Origin of the sequence: Sinorhizobium chiapasense (assembly GCF_036488675.1) — a bacterium.
Lineage (GTDB): Bacteria > Pseudomonadota > Alphaproteobacteria > Rhizobiales > Rhizobiaceae > Sinorhizobium > Sinorhizobium chiapasense.
Genome location: NZ_CP133148.1, coordinates 4,057,163 through 4,070,318 on the forward strand (window position 1 = coordinate 4,057,163; position 13,156 = coordinate 4,070,318).

14 protein-coding genes are annotated in these 13,156 nt (G+C 61.2%); 8 read left to right on the forward strand and 6 right to left on the reverse strand.

Features of this window, described 5'->3' with window-relative positions:
• Positions 1 to 91 precede the first annotated feature (91 nt).
• The 6 genes from upp to RB548_RS19255 all read right to left on the reverse strand — a co-directional run bounded on the left by upp (position 92) and on the right by RB548_RS19255 (position 4,890).
• Entirely contained in the window at positions 92 to 721 is a 630-nt protein-coding gene (gene upp, locus RB548_RS19230; RefSeq protein WP_331372792.1) for a uracil phosphoribosyltransferase, read from the reverse strand.
• Positions 722 to 825: 104 nt separating this feature from the next.
• Positions 826 to 1,794, reverse strand: a complete 969-nt coding sequence (locus RB548_RS19235) for an adenosine deaminase (RefSeq protein WP_331372793.1) — start codon at positions 1,792 to 1,794, stop codon at positions 826 to 828.
• Entirely contained in the window at positions 1,791 to 3,011 is a 1,221-nt protein-coding gene (locus RB548_RS19240) for a phosphopentomutase (protein WP_331372794.1), read from the reverse strand. Before RB548_RS19240 ends, RB548_RS19235 begins: the two co-directional genes overlap by 4 nt.
• A gap of 135 nt (positions 3,012 to 3,146) precedes the next feature.
• A complete protein-coding gene (locus RB548_RS19245; protein ID WP_331372795.1) occupies positions 3,147 to 3,737 on the reverse strand; it encodes a TadE/TadG family type IV pilus assembly protein in 591 nt (196 codons plus the stop codon).
• A 7-nt stretch (positions 3,738 to 3,744) separates the two neighbouring features.
• Positions 3,745 to 4,356 carry a TadE/TadG family type IV pilus assembly protein gene (locus RB548_RS19250; protein ID WP_331372796.1) on the reverse strand — a complete coding sequence of 204 codons (612 nt, stop codon included), beginning with the start codon at positions 4,354 to 4,356 and terminating at the stop codon, positions 3,745 to 3,747.
• 111 nt (positions 4,357 to 4,467) lie between these two features.
• Positions 4,468 to 4,890 carry a pilus assembly protein N-terminal domain-containing protein gene (locus RB548_RS19255; RefSeq protein ID WP_331372797.1) on the reverse strand — a complete coding sequence of 141 codons (423 nt, stop codon included), beginning with the start codon at positions 4,888 to 4,890 and terminating at the stop codon, positions 4,468 to 4,470.
• A 252-nt stretch (positions 4,891 to 5,142) separates the two neighbouring features.
• Here RB548_RS19255 and RB548_RS19260 point away from each other — a divergent pair, with 252 nt between their 5' ends.
• From RB548_RS19260 to RB548_RS19295, 8 genes are all read left to right on the forward strand, one after another.
• The gene (locus RB548_RS19260; RefSeq protein ID WP_331372798.1) at positions 5,143 to 5,322 is read left to right on the forward strand and encodes a Flp family type IVb pilin; all 180 of its coding nucleotides are present in this window, start codon (positions 5,143 to 5,145) and stop codon (positions 5,320 to 5,322) included.
• A 135-nt stretch (positions 5,323 to 5,457) separates the two neighbouring features.
• Positions 5,458 to 5,970, forward strand: coding sequence for an A24 family peptidase (locus RB548_RS19265; protein ID WP_331375021.1), 513 nt, complete (start codon positions 5,458 to 5,460; stop codon positions 5,968 to 5,970).
• A 134-nt stretch (positions 5,971 to 6,104) separates the two neighbouring features.
• Complete coding sequence (gene cpaB / locus RB548_RS19270; RefSeq protein WP_331372799.1) at positions 6,105 to 6,914, forward strand: Flp pilus assembly protein CpaB; 810 nt, start codon at positions 6,105 to 6,107, stop codon at positions 6,912 to 6,914.
• Positions 6,915 to 6,921: 7 nt separating this feature from the next.
• On the forward strand, positions 6,922 to 8,469 hold the full coding sequence (locus RB548_RS19275; protein WP_331372800.1) for a type II and III secretion system protein family protein: 1,548 nt from the start codon (positions 6,922 to 6,924) through the stop codon (positions 8,467 to 8,469).
• An 8-nt stretch (positions 8,470 to 8,477) separates the two neighbouring features.
• Positions 8,478 to 9,224: a CpaD family pilus assembly protein gene (locus tag RB548_RS19280; RefSeq protein ID WP_408642386.1), complete on the forward strand. Its 747-nt coding sequence runs from the start codon at positions 8,478 to 8,480 to the stop codon at positions 9,222 to 9,224.
• A gap of 18 nt (positions 9,225 to 9,242) precedes the next feature.
• Positions 9,243 to 10,529 (forward strand): AAA family ATPase, encoded by a 1,287-nt coding sequence (locus RB548_RS19285; protein ID WP_331372801.1) that lies wholly within the window; start codon positions 9,243 to 9,245, stop codon positions 10,527 to 10,529.
• Positions 10,530 to 10,554: 25 nt separating this feature from the next.
• Positions 10,555 to 12,021, forward strand: a complete 1,467-nt coding sequence (locus RB548_RS19290; RefSeq protein ID WP_331372802.1) for a CpaF family protein — start codon at positions 10,555 to 10,557, stop codon at positions 12,019 to 12,021.
• Between the two features lie 63 nt (positions 12,022 to 12,084).
• A complete protein-coding gene (locus RB548_RS19295) occupies positions 12,085 to 13,095 on the forward strand; it encodes a type II secretion system F family protein (RefSeq protein ID WP_331372803.1) in 1,011 nt (336 codons plus the stop codon).
• Positions 13,096 to 13,156: the final 61 nt, after the last annotated feature.

Here is a 13,156-nt window from a genome sequence, read left to right on the forward strand (position 1 = left end):
CCATCTGAACAGACGATCGCTAACGGGACGCAAAAAAGCCGCCGGGAAAACCGGCGGCCGCACACCTGTCTTATGATGTGGTTAAGAAAAACTATTTTGTCCCGTACATGCGGTCGCCCGCATCCCCCAAGCCGGGCACGATATAGCCCTTTTCATTGAGGTGGCTGTCGATCGCCGCCGTGAAGATCGCCACATCCGGATGGGCGGACTGAAAGTTGCGGATACCTTCCGGCGCCGCGAGCAGGCAGAGGAAGCGGATGTTCTTCGCGCCTCGTTCCTTCAGCTTGTCGATGGCGGCAATCGAGGAATTGCCGGTGGCGAGCATCGGGTCGACGACGATGACGAGACGCTCCGCCAGGCTGTCCGGCGCCTTGAAATAATATTCGACCGGCTGCAGCGTCTCGTGGTCGCGATAGACGCCGATATGCGAGACGCGCGCCGAAGGCACGAGTTCAAGCATGCCTTCGAGCAGCCCGTTGCCCGCGCGCAGGATCGATGCGAAGACGAGCTTCTTGCCTTCGAGAATGGGTGCGTCGATCTCCATCAACGGCGTTTCGATGCGCTCCATGGTGAGTTCGAGGTCGCGTGTCACCTCGTAGCAGAGCAGCGTCGAGATTTCCCTAAGCAGCCTGCGAAAGCCTGCCGTCGACGTTTCCTTCTTGCGCATGATGGTCAGCTTGTGCTGCACAAGCGGATGATCGATCACTGTGACGCCGTCCATGGCTCTTCCCTCAAAAATTTTTGGACATGGGCCTCTTTTCCATGGAAAGAGCCGACCCTGCAAGGGTGTTGCAGGCTCTTCCCGGCCTTCCCCGATTGGAACCGTCAGAGAGTGGCGAGCAGCCTCTGTCTTGTCGCCTCGTCGACGAAGGCGGCCTCGATCGCCGTCCTCGTCATCCCGTTTATCTCGCTGTCCTCGAAACCCATGACCGTCGATGCGATGTCGTATTCCTGCGCCAGCGACGTGTGGAAGAACGGCGGATCGTCGGAGTTGAGCGTGACGCGCACACCGGCAGTGTACAACGCCTTGAGAGGATGCGATGCAAAGTCTGGAAAGACCTTGAGCGAAATGTTGGAGCCGGGGCAGACTTCAAGAACGACGCCTTCGTCGGCCAGCCGCTTTACAAGATCTTCGTCCTCGATCGCCCGCACACCATGGCTGATCCGGGCTGGCCGCACGTGATCCAATGCATCGCGCACGCTGAAAGCGCCGGAAAGTTCGCCCGCGTGGATCGTGAGCCCGAGGTCTGCATCGCGGACGATATCGAAGGCGCGCGCAAATTCGGCAACGCTGTGCATTCTTTCCTCGCCCGCGAGGTTGAAGCCGGTGACGAGCGGATGCCGCAGCCTGGCCGCATATTCCGCGGTCCTGATCACAGCCTCCGGCCCCAAGTGGCGAATGCCGGTGATCAGCATGCGCGATTCGATGCCCGTCTTTGCCCTTGCCGCATCCATGCCGGCGGCAAGACCTTCGATGTAGGCGTCGGCGCCGAGGCCGACCGTGTTGCCGTGGTCCGGCGAAACGATGATCTCGCTGTAGATCGTGCCCGCTTCGGCGAGCTCGGTCAGATAGGCCTCGGCGAGAAGCGCGTAGTCGCCTTCTGTCCGGAACAGCGACGCGACGGCATCGTAGCACCTGACGAAACTGGTGAAATCGTCCCAGACATAGGCCTTGTCACGGATGATCGCGCTGGTGTCGACCCCGTATTTCCTGGCTTGCCTCAGCGCGAGTTCCGGCGGCGTCGCGCCCTCGATATGGCAATGCAGTTCGGCTTTCTTCAGATGGAGGGTCAAATGAGGCTTCTCCCATGCGGGCCTGGCGCGATGCCAAGGTGCCTGGCAACGGTCTCGCCGATATGCGCGAATGTGTTTGCAACACCGAAGGAGCGGCTGCGCAACGAGGGACCGAACATCAGCACCGGCACGCGTTCGCGCGTGTGGTCGGTTCCCCGCCAGGTCGGATCGCAACCATGATCGGCGGTCAGGATGACAATATCGCCGGGCTTGAGGCGACGGTCGAGGTCCGGCAGGCGCGCATCGAAGGCTTCGAGCGCGGCGGCGTAACCCGGCACGTCGCGGCGATGACCATAGAGCATGTCGAAATCCACGAAGTTGGTGAAGACGAGATCGCCGTCTTCGGCCTCCTCGATCGCCGCGAGGCTTGCATCGAAAAGCGCCATGTTTCCATTGGCTTTGGTCAGCTTCGTCACGCCCTGATGCGCGAAGATATCGCCGATCTTGCCGACGGCGTGGACCTTGCGTCCGGCCTCTTTCAGGCGGTCGAGAACCGTCGGTTCCGGCGGCAGCACCGAATAGTCGCGGCGATTGCCGGTGCGCGTGAAATTCTGCGGACTGTCGCCGACGAACGGCCGGGCGATGACGCGGCCGATATTGTAGTCGTCGACAAGGCGGCGGACCACCTGACATAGCTCCAGCAACCGATCGAGCCCGAAGCTCTGTTCATGCGCGGCGATCTGGAAGACGGAATCGGACGAGGTGTAACAGATCGGTTTTCCGCTCCGCCGATGCTCCTCGCCGAACCGGGCGATGATCTCGGTGCCGGAGGCATGGCAGTTGCCGAGTATGCCGGGAATATTGCCCTCGCGGCAGATCGCCTCGACGAGTTCGGCGGGAAAGGCGTCTCCCTCCGAAGGGAAATAACCCCAGTCGAACATCACCGGCGTGCCGGCGATTTCCCAATGGCCGGATGGCGTGTCCTTGCCGCGCGAGGTTTCGCTGGCGGCGCCATAGACGCCGTATACCCGCTCCGGCAGCGGCATGCCGGCGGGCAGGCGCCCGGTTGCGAGTTTCGCGGAATGCATCAGCCCGAGCGCGGACATATTCGGCAGTTGCAGCGGCCCTTCGCGCAGGCCCGCGCGATCACCGGCGCCGGCAGCGCAAAATTCGGCGATGTGGCCTAGCGTGTCAGCTCCGAGGTCGCCGAAAGCGTCCGCATCCGGCGCACCGCCGATGCCGAAGGAATCGAGTACGAAAAGGAATGCACGCGCCATGAGACACCCGGTTATCCGGAGCGCGTCACGAAGAACCGCGATCCGGTGCTGCTTGCCCGCGCGGGAGTGACCCGCGCAATCCGGGAGGAATAGCGCGAGGAAGCGCGCATTGCAATTGACGCCGCCAAGCGGCCGTCAGCAGTCCGTGCATTTGATCGTGTCGCCAAAGCGTTGGCGATAATAGGACGTCTTGGAGAGCGGGATTGTGCCTCCGGCCTCCGGCCCAAAAAGCGTAAGCTGGTGATTGACGATCAGTTCCGTGCGAATCACGAATGCGTTCACCGCATCCAGGTCCGCAGGAACGGTCGTGACCGAATTGACCGCGTAAGGCACCGTCGCGCTCTCGCTCGCGTCCGACCAGCCGCGGGACCAGACAACTTTGCCTTCCGTCGTTCCGGTAACCTCGATGCCGGTAATTTTCAGGTCGTAGTCGGAACTGTCGTAGGGCACGAGAATATTCTTTGCGACGTTCTTCATGTCGTCCAGGAAAGCCTTGTCGACATCCTGCTCCTGGGAAACGATGTCGCTCACCGCGCTCGACGCGCGCGCAACCTTACGTGCAACGGAGAATCCGAGCGAAAGCTCGAATGCTCCGATATAGGCGGCGATCAGGAGCGGGGCGACGATGGCGAATTCCACGGCGCCGACGCCGCGCCGGTCGATCATCAGGCGGTGGAGCGGGTTCAGAGCGCGCCGAGCAAGCGAGAATCCAGGAAAGCGTCCCATGACGGCCTCAATAGTCTTCGTTGAGGAACGTTGCTGTTGCGACCATCAGATAATCACGCGGCATACTGTCGCCGGCGGGCCGCAACTTGGTGACGAGGGGGCGGACGAGGTCGGTCATTACTTCCCAGCGGTAGTAAGCACGCACCATGGTGAAATCCCGAGGGCCTCCAGGGGCAAACAGAAAGCCGCTGGTGTCGAGATCGGAGCCTGATCTTGGCACCGCATCCGGAAAATTGCTCAGGTCAGCGATGTTACGGACATCGAGGTAGAGCTTTGCCGGCTGCGCCACCTCCGTCGCTGAGCACGTCATCATGATGGCGATCTCATCGCAGAAGGCCTGGCGGAACTGTGCCTGGGTCATGTCAGTCGGTTTGCCCTGGTTGAACGTGATTTCGCCGGTGCGGATTTTCCGCGCCAGCGTATCCGTCGCGTTGGCGAGCAGTTGTTCGCCGGCAAAGGCGACGAAGGTTTCGATCGATGCGAAGATGATCACGCAGAAGGGGAGAGCCAGGAGCGCGAACTCCATCGCCGTCGCACCCCCACGATCGCCAAGCAGACGACCAAATAGGCCGCGCGGCGCGCGGTTCCGCAAAGATGATGCCTTTCGCTCAGTCGCCATTGCGCCGTTCCGTCATGCAACGTCCGATCGGCGAAAATTAAAGCGGGAGTGTTGAAATTTCGTTTGCGACGATCGGAAGAATTTTAGCGATCTTGAATTCTTGTGGTCGCGCTAGTTTGTGCGTGCCGCCGATCCTTGACGCTCGGCGTGCCGCTCGCAGTTTGGCGTGCAGGAAAGGACCGTGCGCGAAGTCTGCTTGTAGACACGCACGGTATTGCCTTCGTCGATCGAAACCAGGATGCGTTCGTCGACGATCGCGTTTCCGTCCTGGTCGAGGATCACGAGATTGGTTGTGCCGAAGTTGCGCCCCGTCAGCACGATCGTCTTCGAGTCCGCGACCGTCGCATCGGCGACTTCCGAATTGCCGATGATCACCTTGCTCACCGGGCGGTCGAGCTTCAGCACGCGCGCGTGATCCATATAAACGCGCATCATCTGTTCCTGAGCGTGCGTGGCGACCGGCGCGAACACGGCGACGAGCGCGGCGCCGAATGTGAGCGTGGCGATCCACTTGTGCGGGAGGAGCGTGTCCATGGTGCTTCCTGACGAGATATCTGGCGCATCTTCGCCTCTTTTGGTGAATGAAACGTTACGCCGGTGCGCGGCAATTTAAGGCATCCCGTTCTTGCACATTTACCCCGGAAAGCGGGATGGCCGCTTAACTTCACGGTAACCGGTTTCCTTAAGCCGATGGCAATTCGCGCCCTGTAGCGTCCTGTCATCCGATCAACGGCAAACAGTTGGCGGAAGTGCTGAACAACAAACACGTGAAGTAGGAGAATCACCATGAAGACGATTTTCGCACGCCTGCTGAAGGACGAGTCCGGTGCAACCGCCATCGAATACGGCCTGATCGCAGCCTTGATCTCCGTAGCATTGATCACCGGCGCTACCTCGCTTGGGACCAGCCTGAACAGCCAGTTTCAGAACCTGAGCACGTTCCTCAGCGTCGACGCAGCCCCGTAACAAGCGCTCCGTTCGATAGTTGCAGTAGACCGCCTTCGAAGAAGGCGGTCTTTACCATTGGAGATCGCGGCGGAAGGTTACGCGGTCGAGCCGGACGAAATACATAGGATCAGAACGTCTGACCGAGGGAAGCGGATGATTGAAGCAGCGATCTTTGTGATCTTTCCGCTTTGCCTCGCCTTTGCTGCGTTCTCGGATCTGTTCACAATGGCAATTCCGAACCGCATCTCCGTGATCTTGCTGGGAACTTTCGTCGCTGTTGCCCTTGCCTCGGAGCTCGCTATTGGCGAGATCGGCCTTCATATCTCCGCAGCGGCCCTGGTCTTTGCTGTCTGTTTCTGTCTTTTTGCCGCAAACGTCATGGGCGGTGGGGATGCGAAGCTCCTTAGCGCCAGTGCCATCTGGTTTGGCTTGAATGCGTCGCTCGCCGGGTTTCTTCTCTATGTCTCCGTAGCCGGCGGGCTGCTGACGCTCCTGGTGCTGTTCCTGCGTAGGCAGGAGGACAGAATCCTCGCCGCCGGCATCCCGGTGCCGCGCTTGCTTCTGACTGCCAAGAAGATCCCGTACGGCATAGCTATTGCGCTTGGTGGTTTTGCGGCCTATCCCTCGTCACCGCTAATGCAGGCCACCTTGGCGCAGCTTCCATGAAATCCCGCCTGCCGCTCGCGAAATCGATCCGCGCAAGCATTCGTTAACCACGTCCGTATCCGGCTCGTTAACCATAATTACACCAATTCCTGATCAATCTGGCCAAGGGCATTTCTTGGGGCTTGGGGAAGATCATGAAACCGGTGCGCATCATCATTCTGGCGGTGGCCGTGATTTCGGCTGCCATGGCCGGGCTGCTCGCGATGAAGCTGACCCGTGGCCCCGTGCAGCAGACGGCTGAACCGGTTATCGAGCAGGCGCCGACGGTCAACGTGCTGGTCGCCAGCAAGAGCCTGCCGGTCGGTTCGCGGCTCGGAGCCGATTCGATCCATTGGATGGCCTGGCCGAAAGACGGTATCGTCGAAGGACTGATTACCGAGGAAAATCGGCCGGGCGCGGTCGACGACCTATCGGGCGCCGTCGTGCGCCTGCCGATCTTTACCGGTGAGCCGGTCCGCCAGGAAAAAATCGCCGATTCTTCGAGCCGCATCATGTCGTCGCTGTTGCCCGCCGGAAAGCGGGCCGTTGCAACGGAAATCACCGTCGCAACGGGGGCGGGCGGCTTCATCCTGCCGAACGACCGCGTCGACGTCATCATGGTGCGCAAGTCCGACAGCGACATCTACCTGACCGAAACCGTGCTGAGCAACGTCCGGGTGCTGGCGATCGATCAGCAGGTCGAAGAGAAGGACGACGGTTCGAAATCGGTTGTCGGTACCACCGCGACGCTCGAACTGACGCCGGATCAATCCAAGGTCATGACGGTTGCGCAGCAGATGGCCGAGCGCATTTCGCTGGCGCTTCGCAGCGTCGCCGATGCGCAGGAGGCCGATACCAACGCTGCCGACTATCTCTTGAGCGGCGACGGTCAACCGAGCATTCAAGTCATCAAGTCGGGCTCCATCGTCAAGAACGATGCTGCCGCAGTCCAGAACGAGAAATGATGATCGAATGGGGCGCAAGGTGAAGCGGAACGGAAACATATTTCGAACGTCGGTCGCAGCGGGCCTGTCGTTCTGCCTGACGTTCTCGGGCATGGCGCTGCCGGTCGTGCCTCCGGCTGAGGCGGCCGCATCGTCGGTCGTCAGAATCGCGGAAAGCGGCCCGGGCGCCAAGAAAACGATCAATCTCGGTCTCAACAAGGCCGTCGTCGTCGATCTCCCGACGGATGCCCACGATATCCTGGTGGCCGATCCGTCGCTTGCCGATGCGGTCACCCGCACCTCCCGGCGCATCTATTTGTTCGGCAAGGCCGTTGGCCAGACGAATATTTTCGTCTTTGGGCCGAATGGCGAGGAAATCGTCAGTCTTGAGGTTGCGGTCGAGCGCGATGTCGCAGGTCTCGAAGGGAACCTGCGGCGCTTCATTCCGGATGCCGACATCAATGTCGAAATCATCTCGGACAACGTCGTCCTGACCGGCACCGTCCGCACGCCGCTCGATTCTACCCGGGCCGTCGACCTTGCCCGGGCATTTCTGAAAGGCGGTGAAGCGACGACCCGCAACATCACCGCCCAGGGCAACAACGGCGACGCGGATATATTCGCGGAGGACCGCCAAACCTCGCAGATCGTCAATTTGCTGACGATCGAAGGTGACGACCAGGTGACATTGAAGGTTACGGTTGCCGAGGTCAGCAGGCAGGTGTTGAAGCAGCTCGGCTTCAACGGTCGTGTATCCGACGGCGAAAGCGGTATTAGTTTCCGCAATCCTGCCAATCTCGGTGACGCGATCAGTGTGGGGGCGAATGCTCTCATCAAGGGATCGATCGGCGGCACGACCATTTCGAGCTATATCAACGCCATGGAACAGGCGGGTGTCATGCGCACGCTCGCCGAGCCGAGCCTGACCGCGATCTCTGGCCAAGAAGCAAAGTTCTACGTAGGGGGCGAGTTTCGACTTGCGGGTGTGCAGGACGTTGGCAGGGACGAAGATACCGGCGACACCACAGTCAGCCGTGACGTGACCGATGTCGAATACGGCATCCGGCTGAACTTCAAGCCGGTTGTTCTGGGTCCCGGTCGCATAAGCCTCCAGATACAGACAGACGTTTCGGAGCCGACCTACGAGGGCTCGGTCGTAACCGGCAACGGCACGGTCAATATCCCCGGCAATACCTTCCTCGGAATTCGTCGGCGCGAGGCCGAGACGAGCGTCGAACTCCCGTCCGGCGGCTCGATCGTCATAGCCGGTCTGGTGCAGGACAATATCCGCCAGGCGATGTCGGGTCTGCCCGGCGCTGCGAAAATCCCGATCCTCGGTACGCTGTTCCGCAGCAAGGATTTCCAGCGCAACGAGACGGAACTCGTCATCATCGCGACGCCCTATCTGGTACGCCCGGTTGCCCGTGCAGCGCTATCGCGTCCGGACGACAACTTCAATCCGGCCAACGATCTCGAAAGCTTCTTCCTTGGTCGCGTCAACCGGATCTACGGACGGCCGGAGGCACCGGCACCGGTCGGTCGCTATCACGGCAATGTCGGCTTCATCTACAAATAGGTCGGGTCATGAACAAGCGAACCACAACGCAGAACAGTCCTGAAAGGCAGACCCGGATGTTCCTCGACCGAAGCCGTCTTCCCGCCCGCTCGACGGGTCGCATGCTCGCGCTCGCCCTCGTTGCCGGGCTGCTTGCAAGCTGCGGCACCAAGGACAAGCTGGCGACCGGCGCGATCCCGGACGACTATCGCACCCGGCACCCGATCGTCATCGCCGAGGCCGAGCGGACGATCGACATTCCCGTCGCGTCCGGCGACACGCGGCTCTCCCAGGGCACGCGCGACGTCGTCCGTGGGTTTGCCGCGGAATACCGCCAAGCGTCGACCGGCGTCATCCAGATCATGCTGCCGCGCGGATCGGTCAACAGCCATGCCGCCCACCTCGTCCGCAAGGATATCCGCCGCCAGTTGGCGGCGGTTGGGGTGCCGGCGAAGAGAGTGCTCGAAACCGGCTATGAGGCGGGTGCAACCGGCGACGCGGCCCCCATTCGCCTGAGCTATGTAGCGATTGCCGCACAGACCGCACCCTGCGGCGAGTGGCCGGAGGATGTGACGCTCAATACCCTTGAAAACCGCAACTACTACAATTTCGGTTGCGCCAGCCAGTCCAATCTCGCCGCCCAGATCGCCAATCCGACGGATCTCATCGGTCCGCGCCAGATGTCGCCGATCGACGCCGAACAGCGTGGCGAAGTGATCAACACCTGGCGCGGTACGGACACGGACAACGGCGGCACGACAATCATCTTCAATTGATCGGCCCGAGGAAAAACGATGAGCGCCATTGAATACAGCATCGACAGCGGCGGAGCAGCGGACTTTTCCGTCGACGCCGCGCGCCCGGGCGACCTCGATCAGTTGAGACCGCTGCCGCGCATTTCGATCCATGCGTTCTGCGAGAGCGACGCCGTGCAGCGGCTCATGGAGCGTTGCGGTCAGGATCGTCGCATGGCGAAGGTCAGCCTCAGGATCACCGGCGGCAGTATCGCCGCCGCCGCCAACATGTTCGCCAGCGTATCGACGCCAAACCTGATCATCCTGGAAACCGGCACCGAACCGCGCTCGTTGCTCGCCGAACTCGCGCCCTTGGCGGAAGTTTGCGATCCGAGCACCAAGGTGATCATCATCGGCCGCCACAACGACATTGCGCTCTACCGCGATCTGATCCGCCACGGCATTTCCGAATACATGGTCGCCCCGGTATCGATGGCCGATGTCCTGACGGCCGTTTCGGCGATCTTCGTCGACCCCGAGGCTGAGCCTTTGGGGCGCAGCCTTGCTTTCATCGGTGCGAAGGGCGGCTGCGGCTCGTCGATCATCGCCCACAATTGCGCCTGGGGCATCTCCAATCTGTTTTCGACAGAGACCATTCTCGCGGATCTCGACCTGCCTTACGGAACGGCGAACATCGATTTCGACCAGGATCCGCCGCAGGGCATTTCGGAAGCGGTCTTTGCGCCGGACCGGCTGGACGAGGTCTTCCTCGACCGTCTGCTGACGAAATGTTCCGAGCATCTGTCGTTGCTCGCCGCACCTTCGATGCTCGATCGCGCCTATGATTTCGAGGCAGGTGCCTTTCATCCGATCCTCGAAATTCTGCAGCGCAGCGCGCCCGTCTCGGTCCTTGACGTACCGCATATATGGTCCGATTGGACGCGCTCGGTTCTGGCCGAGGCCGACGAAGTGGTCGTCACGGCCGTGCCCGATCTCGCCAGCCTCAGAAACACCAAGAACCTCTTCGACGCGCTGAAGAAAATTCGCCCGAACGACAGGGCGCCGCACCTCATCCTGAACCAGGTGGGTATGCCGAAGCGGCCGGAAATCGCACCGAACGAGTTCTGCGAGTCGCTCGAGCTGGAGGCCGCGGCCATTATTGCCTTCGATGCGGTCCTCTTCGGCAACGCCTCCAACAGCGGACGCATGATCGCGGAAATCGACAAGAAGTCTCCGGTTGCCGAGACCTTCTCGCAGGTCGCGCATCTCCTGACTGGACGCGCGACGATCAAGAAGGCACGCAAGGGGGGACTAGGCAAGGTGCTTGCCCGGCTCCGCGGGCGATAGGCAATGAAGCAATCGGATTGAAGTGATGTTTGGCAAACGCGGAAATGAAGGTTTTGGCAAGGCTGGCGTGACGAGCCCTGTGGTTCCGCCGCCCATGCCGGCCGCACAGCCGATTGCTGCAGAGCGACCGGTGGCAGCCGTTCTCGCCGAACCCGTTGTCGCCCCGGCCCGCCCGCAGCCGGCGGCTCCGCCGGCACGCCGGCGCGCGGCCAGGGACGAGGACTATTACGACACCAAATCGCAGGTCTTTTCTGCGCTGATCGACACGATCGATCTCTCGCAGCTCTCAAAGCTCGACACCGAAAGCGCGCGCGAAGAAATTCGCGATATCGTCAACGATATCATCACAATCAAGAATTTCGCGATGTCGATCGCCGAGCAGGAGGAACTGCTCGACGACATCTGCAACGACGTGCTCGGATATGGCCCGCTGGAGCCGCTGCTTGCGCGCGACGACATCGCCGACATCATGGTCAACGGCGCCGGCCAGACCTTCATCGAAGTCGGCGGCAAGGTGCAGGAATCGGAAGTCCGCTTTCGCGACAACGCACAACTGCTGTCTATCTGCCAGCGTATCGTGAGCCAAGTGGGCCGCCGCGTCGACGAATCGAGCCCGATCTGCGACGCGCGCCTGCCCGATGGATCGCGCGTCAACGTCATCGCCCCGCCTCTGGCGATCGATGGCACGGCGCTCACGATCCGCAAGTTCAAGAAAGACAAGCTGACGCTGGAACAGTTAGTGCGTTTCGGATCGATCACGCCGGAGGGCGCCGTTCTCCTGCAGATTATTGGCCGCGTGCGCTGCAACATCGTCATTTCCGGCGGCACCGGCTCGGGCAAGACAACGCTGCTCAATTGTCTCACGCGCTATATTGATACCGACGAGCGGGTCATCACCTGCGAGGATTCGGCCGAACTGCAGCTGCAGCAGCCGCATGTCGTGCGCCTCGAAACCCGTCCGCCGAACATCGAGGGCGAGGGCGAGATCACCATGCGGGATCTCATCAAGAACTGCCTGCGCATGCGCCCCGAACGCATCATCGTCGGCGAAGTGCGCGGCCCGGAGGTATTCGACCTGTTACAGGCGATGAACACCGGTCACGACGGTTCGATGGGCACGATCCATGCCAACACGCCGCGCGAGTGCCTGAGCCGCATGGAATCGATGATTGCCATGGGCGGTTATACGCTGCCGGCCAAGACGGTTCGGGAAATCATCGCGGGCTCGATCGACGTCATCATCCAGGCTTCGCGCCTGCGCGACGGGTCCCGCCGGATCACCCACATCACCGAAGTGGTCGGCATGGAAGGCGACGTGGTCATCACGCAGGACCTGATGCGCTACGAGATCGACGGCGAGGACGCCAATGGCCGGATCATTGGCCGCCACGTTTCGACCGGCATCGGCCGGCCGCATTTCTGGGACCGCGCACGTTATTTCAACGAGGACAAGCGGCTCGCCGCGACGCTCGACGCGATGGAAAAGAACTAGAGCGGGACGAGCCGAGGACGTGAACGGCTCTCCGCCCGCTGACGTAAGGAAACAGGTTCGACGATGTTCGGCATAGACACTAGCGTTCTGGCATTGGCTGGCCTTGTCGCGGTTGCGGCGGCGGCGCTCGCCTACGGTGTGCTCTTCTCGCGCATCGAAAACGAGAAGAAGGCTGAAGGCCGCTTCCGTCGGGTCAGTGCCGCCGAGACGGACCGCACCAAGATCAAGGCGGCGCGCGATCGCGTCAACGAGATGTCGAAACGGCGCAAATCCGTCCAGGATTCGCTGAAGGAGCTCGAAAAGAAGCAGCAGGAAAAGTCGGCAAAGGCCGCTCCGTCGATGAAGATGCGGTTGGCGCAGGCCAACCTCTCCATGTCGGTGACGCAGTTCTATTTGTTCAGCGCTTTCTTTGGCCTGTTTGCCTTTCTGCTGACAGTCATCGCCAGTGGCAAACTCCTGATTGCCGTCGGCGTCGCGCTGATCGCCGCTGCCGGCTTGCCGCGCTGGATCGTTGGCTTCATGATCAAGCGGCGGTGCAAGCAGTTCCTCGACGAATTTCCGAACGCGCTCGATGTCATGGTTCGCTCGATCAAGTCCGGTCTGCCGCTGAACGACGCGCTGCGGCTGATCGCCAGCGACGGGCAGGAGCCGGTCAAGACGGAATTTCGTCGCGTCGTCGAATCCCAGCAGGTCGGCCTCACCGTGCCGGAAGCCTGCGCCCGCATGATGCAAAGCATTCCCCTGCCGGAAGTGAACTTCTTCGCGATTGTGATCGGGATTCAGGCACAGGCGGGCGGCAACCTTTCGGAGGCGCTCGGCAACCTCTCCAAGGTCCTGCGCGAGCGCAAGAAGATGAAAGCGAAGGTCAGTGCCCTGTCCATGGAAGCCAAGGCGTCCGCCTGCATTATCGGCGCGCTCCCCTTTATCGTTGCGACGCTCGTTTATCTCACGTCGCCCGAATACATGATGATCCTCTTCACCGATCCGCGCGGCCACCTCATCATGGGTGCTTCCGGCGTCTGGATGAGCATCGGCATCTTCGTGATGCGAAACATGATCAATTTCGACATTTGAGGATGCTTCGGTGGACGCCTGGGTAAAAACACTGACCGATCCGAACATCATCATCGCGGTC

Bases quoted from the DNA above. Each gene is read 5' to 3' on its own strand.
- RB548_RS19295 (WP_331372803.1), top strand. From the start codon at position 12,085: ATGTTCGGCATAGACACTAGCGTTCTGGCATTGGCTGGCCTTGTCGCG.
- RB548_RS19280 (WP_408642386.1), top strand. From the start codon at position 8,478: ATGAACAAGCGAACCACAACGCAGAACAGTCCTGAAAGGCAGACCCGG.
- upp (WP_331372792.1), bottom strand. From the start codon at position 721: ATGGACGGCGTCACAGTGATCGATCATCCGCTTGTGCAGCACAAGCTG.
- RB548_RS19260 (WP_331372798.1), top strand. From the start codon at position 5,143: ATGAAGACGATTTTCGCACGCCTGCTGAAGGACGAGTCCGGTGCAACC.
- cpaB (WP_331372799.1), top strand. From the start codon at position 6,105: ATGAAACCGGTGCGCATCATCATTCTGGCGGTGGCCGTGATTTCGGCT.
- RB548_RS19290 (WP_331372802.1), top strand. From the start codon at position 10,555: ATGTTTGGCAAACGCGGAAATGAAGGTTTTGGCAAGGCTGGCGTGACG.
- RB548_RS19255 (WP_331372797.1), bottom strand. From the start codon at position 4,890: ATGGACACGCTCCTCCCGCACAAGTGGATCGCCACGCTCACATTCGGC.
- RB548_RS19285 (WP_331372801.1), top strand. From the start codon at position 9,243: ATGAGCGCCATTGAATACAGCATCGACAGCGGCGGAGCAGCGGACTTT.
- RB548_RS19240 (WP_331372794.1), bottom strand. From the start codon at position 3,011: ATGGCGCGTGCATTCCTTTTCGTACTCGATTCCTTCGGCATCGGCGGT.
- RB548_RS19250 (WP_331372796.1), bottom strand. From the start codon at position 4,356: ATGGCGACTGAGCGAAAGGCATCATCTTTGCGGAACCGCGCGCCGCGC.
- RB548_RS19265 (WP_331375021.1), top strand. From the start codon at position 5,458: ATGATTGAAGCAGCGATCTTTGTGATCTTTCCGCTTTGCCTCGCCTTT.
- RB548_RS19245 (WP_331372795.1), bottom strand. From the start codon at position 3,737: ATGGGACGCTTTCCTGGATTCTCGCTTGCTCGGCGCGCTCTGAACCCG.
- RB548_RS19275 (WP_331372800.1), top strand. From the start codon at position 6,922: ATGGGGCGCAAGGTGAAGCGGAACGGAAACATATTTCGAACGTCGGTC.